Raw genomic sequence first — 23,238 nt, 5'->3', positions numbered from 1 at the left:
GTTCGCCGCGCCGCGACGGCGATCATGACCTCACACGCACCGGAACATGGTCGGGTGCGGCGGCCCGGCTCGCGAACCGGATGGTGCCGTCCTCGATCCTCCCGTGGCGCAGTGCGAGCACATCGTGGGCGTAGTTCATACCCAATCGCCACGGCCGTCGCGATCCTGCCCTGGGAAAGTGGTCGATGGAACGCTGGACATAGCCGGACTGGAAGTTCAGCAGGGGTTCCGGGGCGATACTCGGATCCGGCCACGGCATGCACTGGTCATAGCCGTTGTCGTCCATATGCCGCAGTAGCCGGCACACGAATTCGCCAACCAGATCCGCCTTCAACGTCCAGGACGCATTGGTGTAGCCGATGGTGAAGGCGAAGTTCGGGACGCCGCTCAGCATCATCCCCTTGTAGGCCATGGTGTCGGACAGTGGGATGGCCCGGCCGTCGACGCTGAATTCGATCCCGCCGAAGGCGAGCAATTGCAGACCGGTGGCCGTCACCACGATATCGGCGGGAAGGTCGGCGCCCGAGGCCAGGCGCAGGCCCTCGGCGGTGAACTTCTCGATGCGGTCGGTGACCACGGCGGCGCGCCCGGCCCGGATCGCTTGGAACAGATCCCCGTCCGGCACCAGGCAGAGCCGTTGATCCCACGGGTTGTAGGTGGGTTTGAAGTGGACGTCCACCTCGTATCCGGTCGGCAGCAGCGCGGCCGTCTGCTTGCGGATGAAGTTGCGCATCATGCGGGGACGACGCTGGCTGAGTTGGTAGATGAGCGTGCCGATCAGCACGTTCTTCCAGCGGGTGATCGTGTAGGCCCGGCGGGGTCCGAGCCGTTCGCGCAGGCGGATCGCCACCGCGTCCTCGGTGGGCACGGACATGATGTAGGTGGGGGAGCGCTGCAGCATGGTCACCTGCGCCGCCGCCTCGGCCATGGCCGGAACCAGGGTCACCGCGGTGGCCCCGCTGCCGATCACGACGACTCGCTTACCCGCATAGTCCAGGTCGGCCGGCCACTGCTGCGGATGTACGAGCTGCCCACGGAAATCCTCGATTCCGGCGAACTCGGGGGTGTAGCCGTGGTCGTAGCGGTAGTAGCCGCTGCACACGTACAGGAAGCCGCAGGTGTATGTCGAGGTGGTGCCGTCGTGTTCGGCCGTGACCGTCCACTGTGCCGCTCCGGTCGACCAGGATGCGCTGACGACCTTGTGCCCGAACCGGATTCGGCGATCGATTCCGGCTTCGGACGCGGTGTCACGGATGTAGTCGAGGATCGATGGCCCGTCGGCAATGGCCGCGGCCTTTGTCCACGGCCGGAAACGGTAACCGAGGGTGTGCATATCGGAATCCGAACGCACCCCCGGATAGCGGAACAGATCCCAGGTGCCACCGATTGCCGTGCGCGCCTCCAGAATTGCGTAGCTGCGCTTCGGGAAGGCCGTCTGCAGGTGGTGTGCCGCGCCGATGCCGGACAGACCCGCACCGACGATCAACACATCGAAGTGCTCCGGCCCACCCGACTCCCGGCCGCCACCCCTCGCCGAATCGCTGCGCGATGCTCTCATACCGTCACTCCTGCCTTGGCGCGAGCCCGCAGCTGCCGCTCCAGCACCGCGAATATGTCGTAGTAGTGAGTCGGCGCTATGCGTGCGAGTGCGTCGAACACGTAGGCATCCGGCCCGACCAGAATGCGCGACTTCCCGCGTTCGACTCCGCGACAGATGATTTCGGCCGCCTTGTCCGGCGAGGTCAATGTGATCGCCTCGAACTCCGCCGCCATCTGCTCATGCGAACGGCCGCGCCCCTCGGGATCCTTGCGTACCCGGGCATTGCGCGCGATGTTGGTGGTGATACCACCCGGGTGCACATTCACCGCGGATACTCCGGTGCCCCGAAGTTCCTGGCGCAGTGAGTCGGTGAAGCCGCGCACCGCGAATTTGGCCGCGCAGTAGGCACTTTGATTCGGCATGCCGAGCAGTCCGAATACGCTGGAGGTATTCACGATGACGCCTTGGCCCTGTTCGACCAGGATGGGCAGAAACGCGCGGGTGCCATTGACCACGCCGTCGAAGTTGATCTGCCGCAGCCATTCATCGTCTTCCGGAACCGCGTCGAGCACCGACGAGCTCACCGCCACCCCGGCATTGTTGAATACCGCCGCCAACGGTTCGGTCAGCCAGTCTTCGACCTCGGCGGCGAAGGCGAGTTGGTCGGCGGCATCGCGGACGTCGAGTACACGCATGAGCACCGGACCGGCCAGGGTGGCGGCCGTCTGCTTCAAACCTACTTCGTCGATATCGGCGATCGCCACGGGCGACCCACGGCGCGAAAGCAATTGGGCGAGACTGCGACCGATGCCGGAGGCGGCGCCGGTGATCATGGCGGAACGGCCGGACAGCGGCCTAGCGGTGCGGGGCATCGGTGCTCCTGGCGGTGCGGATATGGGTGTCGATGAGGTCGGTGAGCGTCGGCCGGACGCCGACGGGCAGGTCGTGGCCCATGCCGGACAGGGTGTGCAGGTGCGCATCCTTGATGGCGCTGGCCGTGACGGTGCCGCCGGTCGGATTCACCATCAGGTCGCGGTCACCGTGCAGGATCAGCGTCGGGGCGACGACGGCGGCGAGTTCCGCGGTGCGGTCACCGGATTTGAGGATGCCGGCGAGTTGACGGCCGACGCCCGGTGCCGGATGAGGATCGCGGTCCCAGGTCGTCGCCGCGGCGGCGCGCACCGCCTGCTCGTCGAACGGATAGCCGTGCGAGCAGATGTGGCGGTACATGCGCACCGAGCGGTCGATGTGTTCGGTCCGGGTGCGGGCCGGTCGGCCGAACATCAGCCGCCAGGTCGACAGGGCCGGACGCCCGACCCGCGCCGCGCCCGTGGTCGACATGATCGAGGTCAGCGAGGCGACCCGGGCCGGATAGCGGGCGGCGATTGTCTGCGCGATCATCCCGCCGAGCGACATACCGACCACATGCGCGGAGCTCAGCTCCAGCGCGTCGAGCAGACCAACAGTGTCGGCGGCCATATCCGAGAGATCGTATTGCGCTGTGTGCCAACGCTTTCGCAGAAAATCGAGCGGGCCGGGCGGCGGAAAGCCGAAGTGCGTCGACTTGCCGACATCGCGATTGTCGAAGCGGATGACGTCGTAGCCGCGCGCGATGAGTAGTTCACAGAGACCGTCGGGCCAGTCGTGCAGTTGCTGACCGAGTCCCGCGACGAGCAGCAGCGGAGTGCCGCCGTCACCGAGGCGCTCGTAGGCGAGGGTGACGCCGCGGCCCACATCGGCGAATTGCTCGCTCATGCCGTCACCTGGTCGGCCCTGGCTTCGGCCGTGCGGGGCCGGGGCGCGCGGCGGTACACCACGGCACGACCCTTCTTGGCGGGTACCAGCGCGACACCACGGAAGTGCGTGCGCTCATCCGGTGCGTCGGTCGGCTCGAGCGTGAAATCCCGCAGCAGCGTGCGCAATACGACATTCATTTCCATGGTGGCGAAGGCCGCACCGATGCAGCGCCTGGCGCCGCCGCCGAACGGAATCCAGCTGAAGGTGCCCGGCCGGACACCGACGAAACGATCCGGATCGAAGGCGCGGGCCCTCGGGAACAGGTCCTCGTTGTCGTGCATGAGCCGAATGCTGACCAGCACATTCTGCCCCTTGGGCAGCGTCCACCGGCCCAGTTGCATCGACTCCGCGCGGATATTGCGGACCGTCGAGTCGATGACCGGACGCACCCGCTGTACCTCCAGCAGGGTGGCCTCGCGCAGTGCCGAACCGCCGTCGTCGACCTCGGCGACCAAGCGTCGCAACACTTCCGGATGCCTGCGCAGCCGCTCGATGGTCCACGACAGGGTGGTCGCCGTGGTCTCGTGGCCGGCAGTGAGCAGGGTGAGCAGTTCGTCGGCGATCTCGCTGCGGGTCATCGCGGTGCCGTCGTCGTAGCGGGCCTGCAGCATCATCGCCAGTACATCGTCGCGGTCGGCGAGGTGCTCATCGGCGGCGGCGCGGTCGATGAGCCTGCCGACGATTTCGTCGTAGTTGCGGCGGTGTGCGGCGAAGCGGGCCCATGGACCGTATCGTCCCAAGAACTTTTGCGGCACCGGCAGTGCCGCGAGCGCGGATCCGACCAGCACCAGTTTGGGCAGCAGTTCGCGTAGTTCGTCGAATTCCTTGCCCTCGGCGCCGAATACGGCGCGCAGGATCACATTCAGGGTGATCCGCATCATCGAGTCCATGGTCGCGAACTCCCGGCCTTGCGGCCAGGTGGCCAACTCGCGCACCGTCTCCTCCTCGATCAGCGTCTCGTACACCGCGAGACGGCGACCGTGGAACGGCGGAGTGAGCAATTTTCGCTGCTTACGATGTTCGGCGCCGCGCAGCGAGAACAGCGAACCGGGACCGAGGAACTGCCCGAGATTGACATCGACGTTATCGGCCACATCCGAGCTCGCCGTGAACAGCGCCTTCACCTCGGCCGGCTCGGACAGCACCACGATCCGCCCGAAGCGCGGTAGATAGACCGTGAATGCCGAGCCGTATCGCTGGTGCAATCTGCGCCATGCGCGGGTGCGGCTCGCCATCACCTCGATGGCCTGTAAGAAGGCCGGACTCGTCGGCCCGTCGGGCAATTTCACCGTGGTCATGCGGCACCTCCCAGCGCGGTACATCTGTGTACCACCAGCACGGTACGCTCACGTACCAGGGTGTGGCAAGGGTCACTTTCGGAATAGCCACCCGCTGCGGCGGTGCAGGTAGTTAGCGTGGGCCCGTGCGCAAGCATCGTTGGGTGACAACGGGAGGCTGGTTTCGCGGCACGGCTCGGGGTTGGTCGGCCATCCTCGCGGCCGTCATCGTGCTGATCGGTGTGGCCGGACCGGCGCCCGCCGAGCCGGTCGCCGCCGATCTCGTCAGCGTCGAGACCGGCCAATTGCGCGGCATCGTGGCTGCGGAGCATCGACTGTTCGCGGGCATTCCCTACGCGGCCCCGCCGGTCGGCGAATTGCGGTGGCGGCCACCTGCTCCGGCCGCGCCTTGGCCCGATATTCGGGATGCCACGATGGCCGGGCCGAGCTGCCCGCAGGAAAACGACTTCTACGGGGTATTCGCTGCGAACCCGACGAAGTCGGAAGACTGTCTATATCTGAATGTTTCGACGCCGCGCAACCTGCCCGCCGACGGCGGTGGTCTACCCGTGCTGGTCTGGATCCACGGCGGCAGTTTCGTCACCGGCTCCGGCGATATCTACGGCGCCGAGCCGCTGATCGCGCACGGTGACGGCGACCTGATCGTGGTCACCATCAATTACCGGCTCGGCACGCTCGGCTACCTCGCCGCCTCGGCGCTCGACGACGGATCCGGTCCCGGTAATTACGGCTACCTGGATCAGCAGGCAGCATTGCGCTGGGTGCAGCGCAATATCGCGGCATTCGGTGGTGATCCGGAGCGCGTGACGCTGGCGGGCGAGTCGGCCGGTGCGACGTCGGTATGCACTCAGATGGTCGCGCCGAGCTCGCGTGGGCTTTTCCGGACCGCGATCATGCAGAGCGGACCGTGCAGTCCGGGTGTGCCCGCCGCGACGGCGATGGCCGATAGTGACGCGTACGCCACCCGTCTCGGGTGCACCGGACCCGATACCGCGGCGTGCCTGCGCGCGCTGCCGGTCGATACGCTGGTGAACGATCCCATCACCCCAACGGTATTCGGGGGCCGGTTCCTGCCGTCCGGGCCACAGGCGGCCGTGCGCAACGGCGCCTTCGCCGATGTGCCCACGCTCGTCGGTGCGAACAACGACGAGATGTCGCTGTGGGTGTACATGAAATACGGTGTGCCCCTTGGCAGGCCGCTGTCCGCGGCCGGATACCGCGACGCACTGGCCGCCGCCATGCCCGACCTGACGCCGGAGCAACTCGACCGCGTCGAACAGACTTATCCGGTCGCCGCCTACCCGCAGCCCGCACTCGCACTGTCGCGCGCCTGGACCGATCGCATCCTGGCCATGCTGGTTGTCGAATACGACGGGCTCGGCCCGCGCACGCCCACCTACACCTACTCCTTCGACGACCCGGCGCCGCTCGCCCCACCGAATACCTTCCCTCTGGGCGCCTACCACGCCAGCGAATTGGCGTCGCTGTGGAGCCTGCGCGACCTCGGCTGGCTATACGGCGCCGTCCAGACACCGGACCAGCAGCGCCTCGCCGCCGAAATGCGAAGGTACTGGACCCGATTCATCATCGAAGCCCGCCCGGATCCGGCCGGTCTCGAATCGATCCCGGCCTACGACCCGGCAGCACCGCTGGTCATGTCCTTCCGGCCCAGCGGAAGCCGGCTCATCGACTCCTATGCCGCCGACCACCGAGCCGACTTCTGGAAACCTATGCTTCCGCGCTGACCTCGGGTCAGATCTTGCGGATGACCGTGACGACCTTGCCGAGGATCTGCGCGTCATTACCCGGAATCGGTTCGAACAGCGGATTGTGCGGCATGAGCCAGACATCCTTACCGGTGCGCTTGAACGTCTTCACCGTCGCCTCGCCCTCGATCATCGCGGCCACGATATCGCCGTTATCGGCGACATTCTGTTGGCGCACGACCACCCAGTCGCCATCGCAGATGGCGGCGTCGACCATCGATTCACCGACGACCCTGAGCAGGAACAGCGAGCCGTCGCCGACGAGCTCGCGCGGCAGCGGAAAGACATCCTCCACCGCTTGCTCGGCCAGGATCGGGCCACCGGCGGCGATCCGGCCCAGGACGGGCACGAAAGTCGGGACCGGCCTGCCAGCCTCGACATCCTCGGTGGTGGGCAGGCTGGTCACCGCGCGCACGGCCTCGTCGAGGCCCCGAACGTCAACAGCGCGTGGGCGATTCGGGTCGCGGCGCAGATAGCCCTTGCGCTCGAGGGTGCGCAGCTGATGGGCGACCGACGAGGTGGAGGTCAGTCCGACCGCATCGCCGATCTCGCGGATGCTCGGCGGGTAGCCGCGCTCGCTCACCGAGGTGCGGATGACCTCCAGGACGTTGCGCTGACGCACGGTGAGATCCGCCCCGGTCCCGGACGGGTCGGCGCCAACTCCGCTCTCGTCGCCCGTGTCGTCTGTGTGGCTCACCGCAACCGCCCTTCTCTGTTCAACTTGCGCCGTTCGCGGGGCCCTCCGTGGTTACGCAAGCTGCCGCCTCCGTGCCCGTCGCTCTCGTCGCCTGTCCATTGATTCCGTTTAACGAATCTAGTCCGGTAACGCCGATGTATCAAACATCTGTTCGAGGCATGTCGGCGTTTTCTGCTGACTTTGTCGGTGGAGCGTGGTAGAAATCTTTCGAACACTTGATCGAATAGCTATTCCCATCGTCTCGCGACATACCTGAGCACCCACCAACACCCCTTCACGGAGGTTTGTCCGATGAGCACAGCGATCAGCGCCCTGAGTACCGACCTCGAGGACGAGGCCGACGTCGATCTCGGCTTCGAATCCGTTCCGCGCGTGCGGCGCCCGCATCGCGGTGGCGTGCGCGCCCTGGAGTCCGCGCGCGTCGTGACGGATCGGCGTCCGCGCGACAGTCGGCCCGGCGCTGCGGTGGTGCTGTACGACCGCGGTCCCGTTCGAACGGCCGCACTGCGTCAGGCGCGGGGGCGGCATCCGATGGAGCGGGTCGAACAGGCGCAGGTCGGTTTCGCGGTGCTCGCGGTGTCCGCGCTGCTGAGCGCGCTGGCGGTGACGGCTTTGGTCGGGTTGGCGCATTGGCGCGCAGGAACTTTCGGCGGCGAGACCCCGACGACGGTGCCCGCCGTGGTCGAGCAGCAGTCGGTTCCGGACGGTGTGGGAGCCGGTGTGCCGCGGTAGCTCGTCGAGACCCGGTGTGGCGGATGGCGACCGGTCGATCCGCCACGAAGCGTGGCCGAAATTGTCGATTGCAAACTAGAACATGTTGCTACTGTGCCTGAAAACGTGACCTAGGCAACTCTTGCCGACGAACGATTTCGGGACACCACGCAATGACGCATCGCTCCACCGCTGCACACGCCGTCCGTCTGCTCGCCCGGATCACCGGGCTGCTGGCCTGTCTTATCTTCGGGCTCACCATGATTCCGGCCGCACAGGCGGCACCCGCATACGAGGCGTATCTGGATCTACCCGTGCTCAACGGAGACGGGGCAGGCGGCGGTGGTCTGAATCCCGCACTGCCACTGGACGAGTCGACGTTGCGTGCGGCGCTCGACCAGGCCAGGTCCGACGGGGTGGCACCGAGCCGCTATGCCACACTGCTGCACCAGTATTGGCTGGTGGTCTCGACCCGCAATGCCGATATCGACCTCGCGGCCTGGGATCCGGCGCTCGGCGTGCGTGCCAACCAGCGCACCTTCAGCCAGGTGTACGTCAACTACTTCCGGCTCGCGAATCAGCACCAGGAGTACTGGTGGGCGGGCCTTGCCGGAATCGCGGGCGGCTCATTCGCCTCGGGGTTCTTCGACCTCGGCGATGTCGGCCTGGTGCTCGACGTACCGGGCATCCATCAACTCGGCGACGCGGTCGCTGACCTGTTGCGCGGCACCCCACCGGAATTGGTGGCCGGGTTGCCCGCCGATATCCGGCTGCTCGCCACCGAGGGGTCGCGGTTGAGCGCCGAGGATGTCGCCTGGTACCAGACCCGGCTGATGATCATGCAGAAGCACATCTTCACCGATCTGGTCCCGATGCACGAGGCGTATGCCGCACTGGGGATGGCCGGAATCGACGAAATGTATGCGGCCGGGGTGATCGATGCCGATATCCGCACCGCCTGGCAGTCGATCGATTCGCATACCCGCGACGGATATGTGGACGCGCTCATCCGGATGACCGATCGTGAGCAGAACCGTGTCATCGCCGACCAGTGGGATGCCACCTCGGCGGGCCGGGGCGCGATGGGCCGGGTCATGACCTATGTGAGCACGGTGGCCGGCAAGCCCGCCGTGCCCGGCGTGCGTGCACCCGGTGTTTTCGCGCCCGCCACCGTCAGCGCGGATATCGCGGGACGCACCGTCTCGCTGCGCACCCCGCTACCGGACTTCAACTGGGCCGACCGCGATACCCGCTGGGCCTACATCACCGGCGATCTGGTGCTGCGCCATATCGATATGGAGAGCAACCGGCCATTCGCCGAGGTGGTGCTCGGTGAATCGTTCTGGAGCAAGCTCGCGCACGGCCGGATGATCGCCCGCATTCCGGATCTGATCGCCGATCTGACCACGCAGTGGCAACTCGGCTGAGCGTCGGTCGACGGGGTAGTTGGGACGTGTGAGACGGTTGGTGACCCCTCCCGGGTATCCTGGACCCGATATGGACGTATCGGTCTAGACCCCTGTACACGTGCTCGCCGGATCGGGACTGGCGAACCGGAGCCGATTCGGACGCGGGCGCGCGCATCGACGAAGGATCTCTCGGATGCATTGTCCCTACTGCCGACACCCCGACTCGCGGGTCGTCGACTCGCGTGAGGCCGAGGAAGGCGCGGCCATCCGCCGTCGGCGTTCCTGCCCGCAGTGTGGGAGACGATTCACCACCGTCGAGACCGCGATCCTATCCGTGGTCAAGCGCAGCGGCGTCACCGAACCGTTCTCCCGGGAGAAGGTGATCCGCGGTGTTCGTCGCGCCTGCCAGGGCCGCGAGGTCGCCGAAGACGCCCTGAACCTGCTGGCTCAGCAGGTGGAGGACGCGGTGCGCGCCAAGGGTTCGCCCGAGGTGCCAAGCCACGAAGTCGGCCTGGCCATCCTCGGCCCGCTGCGCGATCTGGACGAGGTGGCCTACCTGCGGTTCGCCTCGGTCTACCGCTCCTTCACCTCCGCCGACGATTTCGAACGCGAAATCGCCGACCTGCGCAAGCATCGCGAGGAAGCGACGGTCGCCGCCTCCGCCGACTGATCCCGGCGGTCAGAGACAGATCCCCGGCGGGCACGAGCAGCCGAAGCTGCCCATCGCCTGCCCGGGGCAAATGGTGACCGATCCGGTGTCGAGCAGCCGAACCAGCTGCCGGAGCAGGTCGCTGTCGGCGTGGACCGGTGGTGGCTGCGGTGTCTGTGGCTGCGCCGCGGCGGCAGCCGTCGGTGCGAGCACGACGGCACATGCGGCGATTATCGGTGCGAGGGATTTCCGCATAGCGACTACTGCATCCTTCGAGAATTCGCGCCGGGCAGCCGAGGCACCTACCGGCGCGGGACGGGGTGTTATCGGCGGCCGCAATCCTCCTGCGCGCCACCATGTCCTGCGACACTAGCCGCGTTATCCGTGTGTCGTCGCGCCCCCGGAACTACCGGTACCCGATCGGCCCGGCGCACGGTTGCCATCAGCGGCGGATGGCGGCGATAGCCTTCTCGATGCGTTTGGTGGACACCGGGTACGGTGTGCCGAGTTTCTGGGCGAAAAGGCTGACGCGGAATTCCTCGATCATCCACCAGATTTCGGTGACGTCCGGGGCGTGCTTGCGGGTTTCGGGAAGGGCATCGACGAGGCGGGCGTAGGCGGCGAGTGCGCGGTCGATTTCGACCATGCCCTGTCGGTCGCGGACCGCGGAGCCGGGTAGTGCCTCCAGGCGGGTCCGGGCGGCCGCCAGGTAGCGCGGGAGCTCGCGCAGCCGGGCCCCGCCCCACTCCGAGATGAAACCGGGGAAGATCAGGTCGTCGAGTTGGTGGCGGACATCGTCGGCGATATCGCGTTCGATGGTATCGGCGAGGGCGGACGAAACCTGGTGCGCCCCAGCCAGCACCGGCACCACCAGGCGCACGATGCGGGCCACGGCGGAGACGAAGTCGGGGCGGATCTTCGCAACCAACGCGTCGAACTGCTTCGGACTGCGCACCGGCCCACCGGCGGCGGCGATCAGTTCGTCCGCGGCGGCGGCCCGGCAGTCTTCGATGAGCGCGTCGAGCGAGCCGTACGGATTCTGGCTCAGCGCAAGCCGATCCCGCGGCGGCAGACTGGCCGTGACGGTGCGAACCGAGGTGGGAATGGCGCTCAATACCAGCGCGCGCGTGCCCGCCCGCATGGCGGCGGCCTGCTCGGCGGGGGAGCTCAGGACGCGCACCGCGACGCCCTCGCCCTCGGGGACCAGCGCCGGGTAACCGGTGACCGTCTGTCCGGCCACTTCGCTGCGCACCGTCGGCTCGACCGTTCCGAGCGATTCCGACGTCCACACGGTCGCGGGGGCTCGTTCCGCGCCGGCAGTCGCACGGGCGACCGAGGCCGAAACCTGCTCGGACAGTCGGGTTTTCAACTGAGCGAGATTTTTCCCGCGCGCCAGCACCTGACCGCCGGCAGCGATCGCGGCGAAGGTCATGCGCAGATGGTCCGGAAGTGCGGCAGGGTCGAGATCCCCTGGTGCGATGGTGACCGAACCGAGCCGCGACAGCTCCCTGGCCAGGCCGATGCGCAGGGGTTCGGCGCGCGGGGTGAGCGCGGCCAGCGCCGCCGCGGCGAAGTCCGGTGCGGGAACGACGGTGCGGCGCAGAGCCTTCGGCAGCGTCTTGATCAGCGCGGTGGCCAACTCGTCGCGCATACCGGGCACCAGCCAGTCGAAGCCGACGGCACGCACATGCGCCAGCTGCTCGACCGGTATCCGCACGGTGACACCGTCGTCGTCATTGCCGGGCTCGAATTGGTAGGTGAGCGGGAAGCTCAACTCGCCCTGACGCCAGGCGTCCGGGAAGTCGGTCGGGTCGAGCGTCGCGGCGGCGTCATTGACCACGGTATCGGTCGAGAAGTCCAGCAGCGCAGGCTCTTTGCGCTTCGCGGTGCGCCACCAGCTGTCGAAGTGGCGCACCGAAACGATATCGGCCGGGACGCGTTTGTCGTAGAACTCGAACAGCACCTCGTCGTCGACGAGTATGTCGCGGCGGCGGGCACGGTGCTCCAAATCGGCGACATCGTCGAGGAGTTCGCGGTTGCGGTGGAAGAATTCGTGCCGGGTCTGCCACTCACCCTGTACCAGGGCATGCCGGATGAACAGCTCACGCGACAGTTCCGGATCGATCCGGCCGTAATCGACGGCACGGCTGACCACCAGCGGTACGCCGTACAGCGTGACCCGCTCGTATGCGCGCGCCGCGCCGCGCTTGGCTGACCAATGCGGTTCGGAGTAGGTGCGTTTCACCAGATCCCCGGCCAGCCGCTCGGCCCACTCCGGCTCCACCCGGGCCGCCATCCGGCCCCAGAGCCGGGAGGTCTCGACGAGTTCGGCCGCCATCACCCAGCGGGGCGGCTTCTTCGCCAGCGAGGATCCGGGAAAGATCATGAATTTGCCATTGCGGGCACCGAGGAATTCGCGGGTCTCGGCCTCGCGGACGCCGATGTGGGAGAGCATACCCGCCAGCAGGGCCTGGTGGATGGCGGTCGAATCCCATAGTGTGCCATCGTCTTCGGCAGCCTGTGGTTTCGAAGCGGGGGCGTTGTCGCGGCCGCGGTTCGCTTTCGCGCGAGATGAATCGGACTTGCGCTGTCCACGTTCCGAATCGCGACCATCCGCAGCGGATCGCCCACGGCGCGAACCGCTTTGGCCGTCCGAAACGTCGCCGTTGGCCGACCACCCGAGCCCCCGAGTGATCGTCCGCAGCTGCCCGTGCAGATCCTGCCACTCCCGGATCCGCAGATAGTGTAAGAACTCGTCACGGCACATGCGCCGGAACTGATTGGACGACAGCGACTTCCGCTGTTCGGTCAGATACTCCCACAACCGCAGGTAAGCCAGGAAATCCGAGCCATCGACCACGAAGCGGGCATGTTTGGTGTCGGCGGCCTGCTGATGGTCCGCGGGACGTTCGCGCACATCCTGAATGGACAATGCGGCAACGATGACCAGCACATCGGCGAGCACGCCATTGCGGTGGGCTTCGACCAGCATCCGCGCCATTCGCGGATCGACTGGTATTTGTGCCATTTCGCGGCCGGTAGGCGTAAGCGTCAATGTCGTGTCGGGCACCTGGTCCGCTCGCCCCTCGGTGGCGGTAACTTCCTGTGCCGTCGAATCAGCCTGCTGCCGAGTTGGTTTCGCGGTGACGCGCGGTGCAAGCGCGCCCAATTCCTCCAGGAGCGCGATACCGTCGCGAATAGCCCTGCGGTCCGGCGCCTCCACGAACGGGAACTTCTCGATATCGCCGAGTCCGAGCGCGGTCATCTGCAGGATTACGGCGGCCAGATTGGTCCGCAGGATCTCCGGTTCGGTGAAGGCGGGCCGGGATTCGAAATCTTCCTCGGAGTACAGGCGGATGCAGATGCCGTCGGCTACGCGGCCGCAGCGTCCCGCGCGCTGGCGTGCCGAGGCCTGCGAGACCTCTTCGATGGGCAGGCGCTGCACCTTGGTGCGCATCGAATAGCGCGAGATGCGCGCGGTGCCGGGATCGACGACGTAGCGGATGCCGGGGACGGTGAGCGAGGTCTCGGCGACATTGGTGGCCAGCACAACTCGTCGCCCCGGATGCGGGGCGAACACGCGATGCTGTTCGGCCGTGGACAGGCGCGCGTAGAGCGGCAGAATCTCGGTGCGCGGAATCTGTAAGTCGCGCAAGGCATCCGCGGCGTCGCGAATCTCGCGTTCGCCGGATAGGAAGACCAGCACGTCACCGTCGCCGTCGGCGAAGAGTTCGCGCACCGCGTCCCCGATGGCGTCGACCGGGTCGCGGTCCACGATCCGGGTGTCCTCGTCGTCGTCATCGGTGGCGACGGGTAACTCCAGCGATAACGGCCGGTACCGGATCTCGACCGGGTAGGAACGGCCGGATACTTCGACAATCGGTGCGGGAGTACCCGATTCGTCCGCGAAGTGCCTGGCGAACAATTCTGGATCGATGGTCGCCGAGGTGATGATCACCTTGAGATCCGGTCGACGCGGCAGCAATTGCTTCAGGTAGCCGAGCAGGAAGTCGATATTGAGGCTGCGTTCGTGCGCCTCGTCGATGATGATCGTGTCGTAGCGGCGCAGCAGCCGGTCGCGCTGGATTTCGGCGAGCAGGATGCCGTCGGTCATCAGCTTGACGAGAGTGCGATCCGAGGCCTGGTCGGTGAAACGCACCGTGTAGCCGACGACATCGCCCAGTTCGGTGCCCAACTCCTCGGCGATGCGCTCGGCGACCGTGCGCGCGGCCAGACGGCGCGGCTGGGTGTGGCCGACGGTGCCGCGGATGCCACGGCCGAGTTCCAGGCAGATCTTCGGAATCTGGGTGGTCTTACCCGATCCGGTCTCACCGGCGACGATGACGACCTGGTTGTCCAGGATCGCCTTGGCGATATCGTCGCGGCGTGCCGAGACCGGTAGCTGCTCCGGATAGCGGATTTCGGGTACCGCGGCGCGGCGGGCCTCGACGCGCTGCTCGGCTGCCGCGATCTCGGCCGTGATGCCGGTGAGATCGCCGCCGCGGGCCCGGTCCAGGTTGCGGCGCAACCGGTGTTCATCGCGGAGGGTTACGGCGGCCAGGCGGGTTCGAAGCTCGCGGAGATTCGCGTCGGCTGTCCTGGTCATTGCGTTCACCAGGGTAGCGAAACCGGCGCGTCTGATCCGAGTCGGGCGTGGGCATCCGGTGAGCACACCGGCGGTGCGGTCGGCGAAACTGTGCTGTCGGACGGCTCGGCTCGCCGCTCGGAACGGTCCTGATGTGGGAGGATCCGACGATGGCAGCCGGTGCCGCGCCACTGTGGATCCGTGTACCGCGCTTCACCTTTGCCGTTCTCGGCATCCTGGCGCCGGTCTGGATACCGATCCGCAACATCGGCGAGTCCGGGTTTTCCGTGGCCGACTGCGTCAGCTACTTCACCATCGAATCCAATGTGCTCGGCGTCATAGTGCTGCTGATCGGGGCGATCCGCGACCCCCGCGACCGCCGCCGGCAGGTGATCCGCGGCGCCGGACCGATGGATCAACGACGTCCTGCACCGCATCCTGCCGATCGTCACGCCCTGGACTGAATCCTGGTCCTGGTGACCCTGGACATCACCCGCGCACTGATCGGCGGCCGGCAGGAGTCGTGCGGCTTCCGCATCCGCCGCTGTTGGTCGGGGCGCTGTTCGATCCGCGTGATCGATGCCGGCGGTTGGTGCGCGGTGCGGCCAGGCTGTATCTGCTCGTCACCGGGCATCGTGTACGCGATGCTGCTGTCGCATATCTGCGTGGGAGATGAACAAGGGTGGGTCGATGATGTGCTGCAGCGCATCATGCCTATGGTGATGATCGTGGACTGGATGCTGGCACCGGTCGCGCTCGGTATTTCTGGGCGGCCGATCGCGGGCTGGCTGGTCTACCCGCTCGGCTACGGCGCGTACACGCTCATTCGTGCCTCGCGGTGGCCGCGCTCGGTGCGCTGTGCGGCCGTGGGCGCGGCGCGGACGAGCCGGAGGGAGCGACGAAGTGACGTGGTTGTCGAGTAGAGGTGGTTGATATGGGCGCGCTATGGCATGGGTTCGCCGATATGGGTGCTGTCGAACGCGATGGTGCGTTCGTCGTTGCACGTGGTGAGGGCGCCTACATCTACGACCAGGCGGGCACCAGGTATCTGGACGCCACGGCCGGGCTGTGGTTCACCAACGTCGGGCACGGACGCGCCGAGATCGCGGATGCGGTCGCCGCACAACTGCGCACGGTCGCGCACTATTCGAACTTCGGTGATTTCGCAGAACCCGCCACCCAGGAGTTGGCGGAGAAGTTGGCGAGCATCGCACCGGTGCCGGGCAGCAAGATCTTCTTCACCTCCGGCGGCTCGGATTCGGTGGATACCGCGGCCAAGCTCGCCCGCCGCTACTGGCACGAGCTGGGGCGGCCGGACAAGACCATTGTGGTCGGCAGACAGCGCGCTTATCACGGAATGCATATCGCGGGAACGGCTTTGGCGGGGATCCCGGTCAACCGCGAGGGCTACGGCGAGCTGATGGCCGATACCCGCACCGTCGAATGGGACGATGCGAAGGCGCTGCTCGCGCTCATCGAGGAGATCGGCGCGGAGCGCATCGCGGCCTTCTTCTGCGAACCCATCATCGGCGCGGGCGGGATCTACCTGCCGCCGGACGGCTACCTCACCGAGGTCCGCCGCATCTGCCGCGATCACGACATCCTCTTCGTCGTCGACGAGGTCGTCACCGGCTTCGGCCGCATCGGCGGATCCTGGTTCGCCGCAACCCGTTTCGAGCTCGAACCCGACCTCATGACCACCGCCAAGGGCCTCACCTCCGGCTACGTCCCCATGGGCGCGGTCTTCATCGCACCCCACATCGCCGACCCATTCTTCCGCGGCGGCGTCTGGTGGCGCCACGGCTACACCTACGGCGGCCACGCCGGCGCCGCCGCGGCAGCCCTCGCCAACCTCGCCATCGTCGAACGCGAAAACCTCCTCGCCGAAGCGAAGCGCCTGGAATCCACTCTCCACGAAAAGCTCGCGCCTCTGGCGGAACACCCCCGCGTCGCCGAGGTCCGCAGCGGTCTCGGCGCGGTCGCCGCGATCCAGCTCGCCGATCCTGCCGAGGGCCTACCCTTCGTGAAAACCCTGCGGGAGTGCGGCATCTCAGGACGTGCGGCGGGCCAGGGCGCAATGCAGATCTCTCCGTCGTTCGTGATGACCGACGACCAGGTCGACGAACTCGTCGAGGGATTCACCCGCGCGCTGGGCTGAGCCCTCGCGACACTAGTAGATCTTGGCCATCACATGCTTGACGCGGGTGTAGTCCTCCAGCCCGTACATCGACAGGTCCTTACCGTGTCCGGACGACTTGAACCCGCCGTGCGGCATCTCGGCGATCAGTGCGGTGTGGGTGTTGATCCACACACAGCCGAAGTCGAGCGCGGCCGATACGCGCAGCGCCCTCGACACATCCTTGGTCCACAACGAGGACGCCAACCCGTATTCGACACCATTGGCCCACCGGATCGCGTCGTCTTCGTCGGTGAACGACTGCACGGTGATCACCGGGCCGAAGATCTCGTGCCGGCTCAGCCGATCATGCTGGAGCAGCCCGCCGATGACCGTCGGCTCGACGTAGTACCCGCGGTCGCCCTGTCGGTGCCCGCCGACCACGACCGACGCGTGATCGGGCACATCATCGAGGAAGCCGAGCACCCGCTGTAGTTGGTCGGCGTTATTCACCGGTGGTACCCAGGCGTCTTCGTCATCGGCGGCTTTGCCGAATGTCGTTGTGGCACTGCCTGCCTGCTCGGCCAGCGCCGCGGTCAAATCATCGGCCACCGACGCATGACCGAGCACCCGGGTGGCCGCCGTGCAATCCTGTCCGGCGTTGAAATAACCCGAGGCCGCGATGCCTCGGGCGGCAGCGGCGATATCAGCGTCGGGAAACACGATTACCGGCGCTTTCCCGCCCAACTCCAGATGTGTGCGCTTCAGGCGGGCGCCGGCCGACTCCGCGACAGCACGGCCCGCTGCCACCGAACCGGTGATCGACACCATCTGCGGGGTCGGATGCGCCACCACCGCGGCACCGGTCACCCGGTCGCCGGTGACCACATTGAGCACGCCTGGCGGCAGGTGCTCGGACGCGAGTTCGGCCAGCATCACCGTGGTCACCGGGGTGGTGTCGCTCGGCTTGATCACTACGGTGTTGCCTGCCGCGATCGCGGGAACAAATTTCCAGATCGCCATCATCATCGGGTAATTCCACGGCGTCACCTGCCCGATGACACCGATCGGCTCCCGGCGAATCCACGATGTAAAGTCCGCCAGGTACTCGCAGGCCGACTTGCCCTCGAGTACCCGTGCCGCGCCCGCGAAGAATCGGGTCTGATCCAGCATCTGCGGGATCTCCACCGCCGAGGTGATGTGGTTCGGTTTGCCGGTATTGCGACCCTCGGCCGCAACAAGCGCGTCGGCGGCGGTCTCCAACTCGTCGGCGAAATCCAACAATGCCTTCTGGCGGTGCGACGGCGTCGTGCGTTTCCAGTCCTCGAATGCCCTCGCCGCAGCTGCGTACGCGTTGTCGATGTCCTGTTCGTCGGACGCCGGGGCAGTGCCGTACCGATCACCGGTGGCAGGGTCGACCAGTGCCATGGTCGCACCATCGACCGAGTCGACGAGCTTGCCGTCGATGAAGTTCTGGACCACTGTCATGCTGCCTCCTCGGTTGCTCTGTTGAGTCGACAAATCTCTGGCGTGGGACGTTCGGTCGACTTGGCATCAGGTGCCGTCGCCTACTTGTCGATCATGAATATTTCGATGTCAACGACACCGAATGGATCGAGCTTACGCCTTTGTTGCTGCCGAGGACGACAAAGTCGAAGCCCTCTCAATTTGTATTTGCACAGCATTGTTTCGCTTTGCATTGCGACGACTTTCGGCTGCGCTGCAATGTTGTCATTCGAGTTCCCGGAAAATCGGTGCGGCATTGCCCCTGTGTCCGGGTTTTCGGCAATTCAGGTACGAGCCCACGTTCCGCCGTCACATCGGTGCCGGTGGAAAGCGTCTCGAAAACAGGTTTGCGGCGCAGAGCCGCTCGATCGCGGGTTCCACTCGCACCGCATCGACGAGTGGCACACAATGGTCGCGCCTACTCGGACCCTTGCCACATCCGTGTGCCACTCGTCGGGCATGCCCGCTGCTTACACCGTCGTCACGACCTCGTCGTAGGTCAGGCGGGGCGAGCGGGGGAACCAGGCGTCTGCTCCCGGGGTGCCGATATTGACCACGACGAGTGAATTGTGGGTGCCATCTGGGAAGAAGTCCTTGTCCAAGCCCTCGGCGTCGAATCCGTTCATCGGGCCGGCGGCCAGTCCTGCGGCGCGGATGCCGAGAATGAAGTAGCCGGTTTGGATGAGGGCGTTGAAGCGGGCCGATTCGGCGCGGTAGTCCCGGTCGGCGAAGTATTCCTTGGCCTCGGCGGCATGCGGGAAGACCTTCGGCAGGTTTTCGTGAAAGTTCAAGTCGGCGGCCAGGATTGCGGTCAGGGGCGCGGCCGCGGTCTTGGGCTTGTTGTTGTCGATCATGTGGGTGACCAAGCGGGCCCGCGCCTCGGGGCTGCGGACCAGGACGATGCGCAGCGGTTGCTGGTTCATCGATGTCGGGCCGTATTTGATCAGTTCGTAGATATCGCGGATCTGGTCGTCGGTGACCGGTGCGTCGGTGAAGGTGTTCGCAGTGCGCGCCTCCCTGAACAACAGGTCCTGGGCTTCGGCGGCAAGGGGCAACAGGGTTGCCGGCTGCACGGTGTTCACGTGGTTCTCCTCGAGATATGGTCGGGGACAGCGGATTCAGTCATGGGCGACACGCCGGGACCGGGTCAGCAGATTGCCGTCGACGCGGACGAGCACGTCGTGCACGACGCAGCTCGGCGCGATTTCCGGCTTGCTGTTCGGCCGGATCTTGACCACGAGGCAGTAGGCGATGGAGACGATCGTTCCGTCGTCCTGCGGCTGCAGGTTGATCATGTTGAACCAGTGCCTGCGCTGCATCGGATCGGCCTCGAAGCGCTTGTGGAATTCGACCAGGTCCGAGACGATGCCCGCTCTGGTCCGGGCCGGTGGCCGACCCGGTGTGTGTTCGAATTCCGCGTCCTCGGTGAAGGTTTCGGCGTAACCCGGGATGTCGCGGTTGTCCAGCCGCTGCATCTGATCGGCGTAGAACTGCTGGACCTCGGCGTACAACTCGGTGCGGCTGGCGACGGTGGTCATGGTGGCTCCTTGGTTGCGGCGGGGCGCGGCTGCACGCAACGGTCGCCGATGCCGCTAGAGGCTGGCTCGAGCCGCGCGCGGGTTGACCGGGGCTATAGGACCCGCGACGAGTCTGGAGGTCGATATGCCCGGCGAGTACGGAAAGACCGATGGAGGAGTCATGGCGGAAACTCAGCGAGTCGCGCTGGTCACCGGAGCAACCAGCGGTATGGGCCTCGAGATCACCAAGAGCCTTGCAGCCCAGGGGATCGCGGTTTTCATGTGCGCCCGTGATCAGCAGCGGGTGACCGATACGGTCAAGAGCCTGCAGGACGACGGCCACGAGGTCGACGGCACGGTCTGCGATGTCGTCGATGCCGCGCAGATCCGTGAATACGTCGACGCGGGCGTGCGGCGCTACGGCCCGATCGACATCCTGGTCAACAATGCGGGCCGCAGCGGCGGCGGCGTCACCGCGCAGGTCACCGACGACCTGTGGTTCGACGTCATCAATACCAACCTCAACAGCGTCTTCCTGATGACCAAGGCGGTACTGACCGCAGGCGGCATGCTCGAGCGCGGCAGCGGTCGTATCGTGAATATCGCCTCCACCGGCGGTAAACAGGGTGTCGTACACGGTGCGCCGTATTCGGCCTCCAAACACGGTGTCGTCGGCTTCACCAAAGCGCTCGGACTGGAACTGGCCAAGACGGGGATCACGGTGAACGCGGTGTGCCCCGGCTTCGTGGAAACTCCGATGGCAGAACGCGTTCGGGAGGTCTACTCCGCTCTGTGGGGCGTGGACACCGACGAGGTGCACGCCAGGGTCAGCGCGCGCGTCCCGATCGGACGTTACGTGCAGCCGTTCGAGGTCGCGGCGATGGTCGACTATCTGGTCGGCCCCGGCGCGGGTGCGGTCACCGCACAGGCGCTGAATGTCTGTGGCGGACTGGGCAATTACTGAGAGGCCTGAGCAATGACCGCACTGGAGGAGAACATAACCGGGCACGACGAGTATCTGCGGGTACTCGAAGCCATCCAGACCGGCGCGCTGCAACTGCTCGCGGGCTTCCCGCAGCAGCCCAGCGCGCTGCGTGTCCAGGTGGGCGAGGTGACGATCGAAGCCGAATGGCAGGTCGCGGGGCTTCCGTTGGCCCCAACGCAAGCGACAGTGGAAACCGTTGTAGCACAGGATGACCCGCCGATCGGTGCGGTGTTCCGCGCACCCAGTGTCGGGGTCTTCTACCGCAGCCCGGAACCCGGCGCGGACCCGTTCGTCCAGGTGGGTGACCGCGTCACGGCCGGACAGCAGATCGCCATCGTGGAGGCGATGAAGTTGATGATCCCGGTGACCGCGCAGACCAGCGGTGTGATCACCGGAATACTCGTGGAAGACAACGAACCGGTCCAATTCGATCAGTCTCTATTTTCGTATTCTCCGGAATGACAAGGTATTTCAGGCGGGCGGGCAGGAGCGGCGCCATGTCAGCACCCGGCGCTGCATCCGCCCGCCGACCTCGGCGGCCCCGATCAGCGTGAGAATGTCACCGTTGAGCGACATCTGGCGCACCTGTTCGGTATCGGCCCAGGCCGGGTTCGAGCACACGGTGATCGTGTGCACCATCTCCGTGCCGCGCCTGCGCCAGGTTCCCGCATAACCCATGAAGGGCGGTGCGCCCGTGGCCGCGTCGGTACGCATCATGCTGACCGACATGTAGCCGTGTGCGCCGTAGATCAGCAGGCCGCGCGGTGCGGCACCCAATGGCCCGGTGCTGGTCGCATCGTGTTCGTCGATATCGAAGTAGGACAGCAATTCCCAGGTTCCGACGAGATCGGTCGCGTTCATGGCTCCCACGATGGCGGCCGCCGCTCTAATCACGCTGTAGCCGCCCCGCGTGCGAAGCCGTGGCTGATCCGTACCAGCCGCCAGATAACCTCGAGTTCGTCGAGATCGCGTGGCCCGTAGACCATTACCAGCGTCTGCGGCAGGAAACGCTGACGCGCCATCGGGTGCAACTCCGCCCACCCCTGCGCGATCGCCTCGGCCGCAATATCTTTCGGCAGACATATGTGCAGGCTGCCGTCGTCGTATCCGTGTAGATGGGCGAACTCGGTGCCGACCAGATATGCCTCGCCCGGTCCCTTGGCGATGGTCGGGCGCAGGTGCAGCGCCCGGGTATCGGGTAGCGAAACGCCGCTCCGGCCGAGCAGCACGCCGTTCAGCGTGGTCATTCGCGACCACAGGGCTTCCTGCAGATCCGGTGGCGCGAGCTGACTGAGCTGCTGATGTGGATTGACTGCCCGGGTGTGCGGCCGGTCGCCGGAGCGGCGCGGCAGATCGATGCGTCCGTCCACGGATGTCGTTGTCATGACTGTGTTCCCTTCGGCTTTCGTTCGCGGTGATGCTCGCTCACGCCCCCTGGTCTCACAGTACTTTCCAAAGTATAGTACTTACCAAGTGGAAAGTGAGGGTCAATGAGGCCAACATCGCGTGGCGATTCGACGAGGGGTGGGCCGGCCACTGTCGATCCGTGTCCGATCACGCCGGTGATCGACCTGGTTTTCGGCCGCTGGTCCACCCAGGTGCTCTGGGTGCTGACCCATGACGGCCGCCTGCGCTTCACCGAACTCGAGCAGCGCATTCCGGGCCTGACCCCCAAGGTGCTGACCCAGCGCCTGCGTCAGCTGGAACGCGACGGACTGGTGTCGCGCACTTACCACGCCGAGGTGCCGCCCCGCGTCGAGTACGAAGCAACCCCGCTCGCGGTCACCCTGACCCCGGTCTTCGCGAGCATCGTCGACTGGTCGAGCGTGCATCTCGGCGAAGTACTCGCCGCCCGCGCCGCCTACGACGCGGCCGAATCCTGACCCGATCCGGCTGGTCGGCATCAAGCAAGACTGGTCCGTGGCGCCAATGTCAGGAGGTGCCCGGCCAATTCGCGTGGCATGGTGATCATGCAGTCGTGTCCGGTCGGCAGCACGTGCAGGCGGCCGGGCGGCAGATCGGCCGGCGGCAGGGTGCGCGGCATGGCGGCGCGCATGGCCTTGTAGGCTTCGCCGCCCTCGCTGCAATACACATGTGTCACCGGAATATCGGCCAGTGCAACGGGATTCGTGAGCAGCATGCGCTGCTGGAACGTCTCGAGGGACTGGGCGGTCATCAGCGAGGCGGCCCAGCTCAGATCGGGCTCCTCGGTAATGCCGTACAGGCCGCCGTCGCCCATCGGCTCGGTCTGCGGCGGTACGCGCCAGCCGTCACCGTATTCGGCCGCCGCGGCGGCGAAGGCATCGACCATGCCGGGCATGATGTCGGCGACCGCCTCACCGTCGCGCGGAACGAAGGTGTCGATATAGACGAGTTCGGCGATACGGTCGGGGACGGCGTCGGCGAGCGCGGTCACCACGATGCTCGCGTAGCTGTGCCCGACCAGGATGACGTCCGTGAGATCCGCGGAGGTGAGCAGGCCGACCAGATCCTCGACATGGGTATCCAGGCCGACCGCTGGAGTCAGTAGGTCGGCTCGGTCGCCCAGGCCGACCAGGGACGGCGCCAGCACGCGGTGTCCGGCGTCCGCGAGCAGGGGCGCCACCCGCTGCCAGGCCCAGCCGCCGTGGAATGCGCCATGGACGAGCAGATATGTCGACAC

Annotated in this window: 23 protein-coding genes; 10 read left to right on the top strand and 13 right to left on the bottom strand. The window is 66.4% G+C overall.

The genetic code is table 11. The features are described from left to right. Positions 1-22 precede the first annotated feature (22 nt). The 4 genes from ACFYOW_RS06250 to ACFYOW_RS06235 are packed head-to-tail and all read right to left on the bottom strand — an operon-like array spanning position 23 to position 4,635. Positions 23-1,558 carry a flavin-containing monooxygenase gene (locus tag ACFYOW_RS06250; protein WP_387285000.1) on the bottom strand — a complete coding sequence of 512 codons (1,536 nt, stop codon included), beginning with the start codon at positions 1,556-1,558 and terminating at the stop codon, positions 23-25. Next, positions 1,555-2,412 (bottom strand): SDR family NAD(P)-dependent oxidoreductase, encoded by an 858-nt coding sequence (locus ACFYOW_RS06245; protein WP_387284998.1) that lies wholly within the window; start codon positions 2,410-2,412, stop codon positions 1,555-1,557. Before ACFYOW_RS06245 ends, ACFYOW_RS06250 begins: the two co-directional genes overlap by 4 nt. Further along, complete coding sequence (locus ACFYOW_RS06240) at positions 2,396-3,295, bottom strand: alpha/beta fold hydrolase (protein ID WP_387284996.1); 900 nt, start codon at positions 3,293-3,295, stop codon at positions 2,396-2,398. Before ACFYOW_RS06240 ends, ACFYOW_RS06245 begins: the two co-directional genes overlap by 17 nt. After that, positions 3,292-4,635 carry a cytochrome P450 gene (locus tag ACFYOW_RS06235; RefSeq protein WP_387284994.1) on the bottom strand — a complete coding sequence of 448 codons (1,344 nt, stop codon included), beginning with the start codon at positions 4,633-4,635 and terminating at the stop codon, positions 3,292-3,294. The genes ACFYOW_RS06240 and ACFYOW_RS06235 overlap by 4 nt, the downstream gene beginning before the upstream one ends. 125 nt (positions 4,636-4,760) lie before the next feature. Between ACFYOW_RS06235 and ACFYOW_RS06230 the strand changes: the two genes are divergently transcribed. Continuing rightward, entirely contained in the window at positions 4,761-6,380 is a 1,620-nt protein-coding gene (locus tag ACFYOW_RS06230) for a carboxylesterase/lipase family protein (protein WP_387284992.1), read from the top strand. A 7-nt stretch (positions 6,381-6,387) separates the two neighbouring features. Here ACFYOW_RS06230 and lexA read toward each other — a convergent pair whose 3' ends face one another. After that, entirely contained in the window at positions 6,388-7,098 is a 711-nt protein-coding gene (gene lexA / locus ACFYOW_RS06225) for a transcriptional repressor LexA (protein ID WP_387284990.1), read from the bottom strand. A 291-nt stretch (positions 7,099-7,389) separates the two neighbouring features. On the opposite strand from lexA, the gene ACFYOW_RS06220 reads away from it, so the two are divergent. The 3 genes from ACFYOW_RS06220 (at position 7,390) to nrdR (ending at position 9,888) form a co-directional block, all read left to right on the top strand. Continuing rightward, positions 7,390-7,830 carry a hypothetical protein gene (locus tag ACFYOW_RS06220; protein ID WP_387284988.1) on the top strand — a complete coding sequence of 147 codons (441 nt, stop codon included), beginning with the start codon at positions 7,390-7,392 and terminating at the stop codon, positions 7,828-7,830. Between the two features lie 152 nt (positions 7,831-7,982). Beyond that, on the top strand, positions 7,983-9,236 hold the full coding sequence (locus ACFYOW_RS06215) for a hypothetical protein (RefSeq protein ID WP_387284986.1): 1,254 nt from the start codon (positions 7,983-7,985) through the stop codon (positions 9,234-9,236). A gap of 175 nt (positions 9,237-9,411) precedes the next feature. Next, the gene (gene nrdR / locus ACFYOW_RS06210; RefSeq protein WP_063038396.1) at positions 9,412-9,888 is read left to right on the top strand and encodes a transcriptional regulator NrdR; all 477 of its coding nucleotides are present in this window, start codon (positions 9,412-9,414) and stop codon (positions 9,886-9,888) included. A 9-nt stretch (positions 9,889-9,897) separates the two neighbouring features. Here the strand turns inward: nrdR and ACFYOW_RS06205 are convergent, their stop codons facing one another. Further along, positions 9,898-10,122, bottom strand: a complete 225-nt coding sequence (locus ACFYOW_RS06205; RefSeq protein WP_387284984.1) for a hypothetical protein — start codon at positions 10,120-10,122, stop codon at positions 9,898-9,900. A 187-nt stretch (positions 10,123-10,309) separates the two neighbouring features. Then, positions 10,310-14,473: an ATP-dependent RNA helicase HrpA gene (gene hrpA / locus ACFYOW_RS06200; protein WP_387284982.1), complete on the bottom strand. Its 4,164-nt coding sequence runs from the start codon at positions 14,471-14,473 to the stop codon at positions 10,310-10,312. A gap of 149 nt (positions 14,474-14,622) precedes the next feature. On the opposite strand from hrpA, the gene ACFYOW_RS06195 reads away from it, so the two are divergent. From ACFYOW_RS06195 to ACFYOW_RS06185, 3 genes are read left to right on the top strand one after another with little or no spacing between them, the layout of a single operon-like run. Next, complete coding sequence (locus ACFYOW_RS06195) at positions 14,623-14,916, top strand: hypothetical protein (RefSeq protein ID WP_387284980.1); 294 nt, start codon at positions 14,623-14,625, stop codon at positions 14,914-14,916. A gap of 12 nt (positions 14,917-14,928) precedes the next feature. Then, positions 14,929-15,375 (top strand): Pr6Pr family membrane protein, encoded by a 447-nt coding sequence (locus ACFYOW_RS06190; RefSeq protein WP_387284978.1) that lies wholly within the window; start codon positions 14,929-14,931, stop codon positions 15,373-15,375. Between the two features lie 11 nt (positions 15,376-15,386). Next, positions 15,387-16,610 (top strand): aspartate aminotransferase family protein, encoded by a 1,224-nt coding sequence (locus ACFYOW_RS06185; RefSeq protein ID WP_387284976.1) that lies wholly within the window; start codon positions 15,387-15,389, stop codon positions 16,608-16,610. Between the two features lie 12 nt (positions 16,611-16,622). Here ACFYOW_RS06185 and ACFYOW_RS06180 read toward each other — a convergent pair whose 3' ends face one another. The 3 genes from ACFYOW_RS06180 to ACFYOW_RS06170 form a co-directional block, all read right to left on the bottom strand. Continuing rightward, positions 16,623-18,056: an aminobutyraldehyde dehydrogenase gene (locus tag ACFYOW_RS06180; RefSeq protein ID WP_387284974.1), complete on the bottom strand. Its 1,434-nt coding sequence runs from the start codon at positions 18,054-18,056 to the stop codon at positions 16,623-16,625. Positions 18,057-18,544: 488 nt separating this feature from the next. Further along, positions 18,545-19,156, bottom strand: coding sequence for a malonic semialdehyde reductase (locus tag ACFYOW_RS06175; protein ID WP_387284972.1), 612 nt, complete (start codon positions 19,154-19,156; stop codon positions 18,545-18,547). Positions 19,157-19,192: 36 nt separating this feature from the next. Then, complete coding sequence (locus ACFYOW_RS06170; protein WP_387284970.1) at positions 19,193-19,612, bottom strand: nuclear transport factor 2 family protein; 420 nt, start codon at positions 19,610-19,612, stop codon at positions 19,193-19,195. Positions 19,613-19,772: 160 nt separating this feature from the next. Here ACFYOW_RS06170 and ACFYOW_RS06165 point away from each other — a divergent pair, with 160 nt between their 5' ends. Both ACFYOW_RS06165 and ACFYOW_RS06160 read left to right on the top strand, forming a co-directional pair. Next, positions 19,773-20,555, top strand: coding sequence for an SDR family NAD(P)-dependent oxidoreductase (locus tag ACFYOW_RS06165; RefSeq protein ID WP_387284968.1), 783 nt, complete (start codon positions 19,773-19,775; stop codon positions 20,553-20,555). Positions 20,556-20,567: 12 nt separating this feature from the next. After that, the gene (locus ACFYOW_RS06160; protein ID WP_387284966.1) at positions 20,568-21,038 is read left to right on the top strand and encodes an acetyl-CoA carboxylase biotin carboxyl carrier protein; all 471 of its coding nucleotides are present in this window, start codon (positions 20,568-20,570) and stop codon (positions 21,036-21,038) included. Positions 21,039-21,047: 9 nt separating this feature from the next. Here ACFYOW_RS06160 and ACFYOW_RS06155 read toward each other — a convergent pair whose 3' ends face one another. Together ACFYOW_RS06155 and ACFYOW_RS06150 are read right to left on the bottom strand one after the other, a co-directional pair. Next, positions 21,048-21,437 (bottom strand): lipocalin-like domain-containing protein, encoded by a 390-nt coding sequence (locus ACFYOW_RS06155; RefSeq protein WP_387284964.1) that lies wholly within the window; start codon positions 21,435-21,437, stop codon positions 21,048-21,050. A gap of 29 nt (positions 21,438-21,466) precedes the next feature. Beyond that, the gene (locus ACFYOW_RS06150; RefSeq protein ID WP_387284962.1) at positions 21,467-21,961 is read right to left on the bottom strand and encodes a luciferase family protein; all 495 of its coding nucleotides are present in this window, start codon (positions 21,959-21,961) and stop codon (positions 21,467-21,469) included. Between the two features lie 177 nt (positions 21,962-22,138). Between ACFYOW_RS06150 and ACFYOW_RS06145 the strand changes: the two genes are divergently transcribed. Beyond that, a complete protein-coding gene (locus ACFYOW_RS06145; protein WP_387284960.1) occupies positions 22,139-22,459 on the top strand; it encodes a winged helix-turn-helix transcriptional regulator in 321 nt (106 codons plus the stop codon). Positions 22,460-22,479: 20 nt separating this feature from the next. On the opposite strand, the gene ACFYOW_RS06140 is transcribed toward ACFYOW_RS06145, so the two are convergent. Further along, on the bottom strand, positions 22,480-23,238 hold the full coding sequence (locus tag ACFYOW_RS06140; RefSeq protein WP_387284958.1) for an alpha/beta fold hydrolase: 759 nt from the start codon (positions 23,236-23,238) through the stop codon (positions 22,480-22,482).

This window comes from Nocardia sp. NPDC006982 (genome assembly GCF_042869435.1).
Classification (GTDB): Bacteria; Actinomycetota; Actinomycetes; order Mycobacteriales; family Mycobacteriaceae; genus Nocardia.
The sequence above is the reverse complement of the archived record's forward strand: the minus strand, read 5'-3'. Positions and strand labels throughout refer to the sequence as shown.

Coding starts and splice junctions, on each gene's coding strand:
- nrdR (WP_063038396.1), top strand. CDS start 9,412: ATGCATTGTCCCTACTGCCGACACCCCGACTCGCGGGTCGTCGACTCG.
- ACFYOW_RS06150 (WP_387284962.1), bottom strand. CDS start 21,961: ATGACAACGACATCCGTGGACGGACGCATCGATCTGCCGCGCCGCTCC.
- ACFYOW_RS06235 (WP_387284994.1), bottom strand. CDS start 4,635: ATGACCACGGTGAAATTGCCCGACGGGCCGACGAGTCCGGCCTTCTTA.
- ACFYOW_RS06205 (WP_387284984.1), bottom strand. CDS start 10,122: ATGCGGAAATCCCTCGCACCGATAATCGCCGCATGTGCCGTCGTGCTC.
- ACFYOW_RS06195 (WP_387284980.1), top strand. CDS start 14,623: ATGGCAGCCGGTGCCGCGCCACTGTGGATCCGTGTACCGCGCTTCACC.
- hrpA (WP_387284982.1), bottom strand. CDS start 14,473: ATGACCAGGACAGCCGACGCGAATCTCCGCGAGCTTCGAACCCGCCTG.
- ACFYOW_RS06180 (WP_387284974.1), bottom strand. CDS start 18,056: ATGACAGTGGTCCAGAACTTCATCGACGGCAAGCTCGTCGACTCGGTC.
- ACFYOW_RS06155 (WP_387284964.1), bottom strand. CDS start 21,437: ATGAACGCGACCGATCTCGTCGGAACCTGGGAATTGCTGTCCTACTTC.
- ACFYOW_RS06240 (WP_387284996.1), bottom strand. CDS start 3,295: ATGAGCGAGCAATTCGCCGATGTGGGCCGCGGCGTCACCCTCGCCTAC.
- ACFYOW_RS06250 (WP_387285000.1), bottom strand. CDS start 1,558: ATGAGAGCATCGCGCAGCGATTCGGCGAGGGGTGGCGGCCGGGAGTCG.
- ACFYOW_RS06220 (WP_387284988.1), top strand. CDS start 7,390: ATGAGCACAGCGATCAGCGCCCTGAGTACCGACCTCGAGGACGAGGCC.
- ACFYOW_RS06160 (WP_387284966.1), top strand. CDS start 20,568: ATGACCGCACTGGAGGAGAACATAACCGGGCACGACGAGTATCTGCGG.
- ACFYOW_RS06165 (WP_387284968.1), top strand. CDS start 19,773: ATGGCGGAAACTCAGCGAGTCGCGCTGGTCACCGGAGCAACCAGCGGT.
- ACFYOW_RS06215 (WP_387284986.1), top strand. CDS start 7,983: ATGACGCATCGCTCCACCGCTGCACACGCCGTCCGTCTGCTCGCCCGG.
- ACFYOW_RS06245 (WP_387284998.1), bottom strand. CDS start 2,412: ATGCCCCGCACCGCTAGGCCGCTGTCCGGCCGTTCCGCCATGATCACC.
- ACFYOW_RS06185 (WP_387284976.1), top strand. CDS start 15,387: ATGGGCGCGCTATGGCATGGGTTCGCCGATATGGGTGCTGTCGAACGC.
- ACFYOW_RS06170 (WP_387284970.1), bottom strand. CDS start 19,612: ATGACCACCGTCGCCAGCCGCACCGAGTTGTACGCCGAGGTCCAGCAG.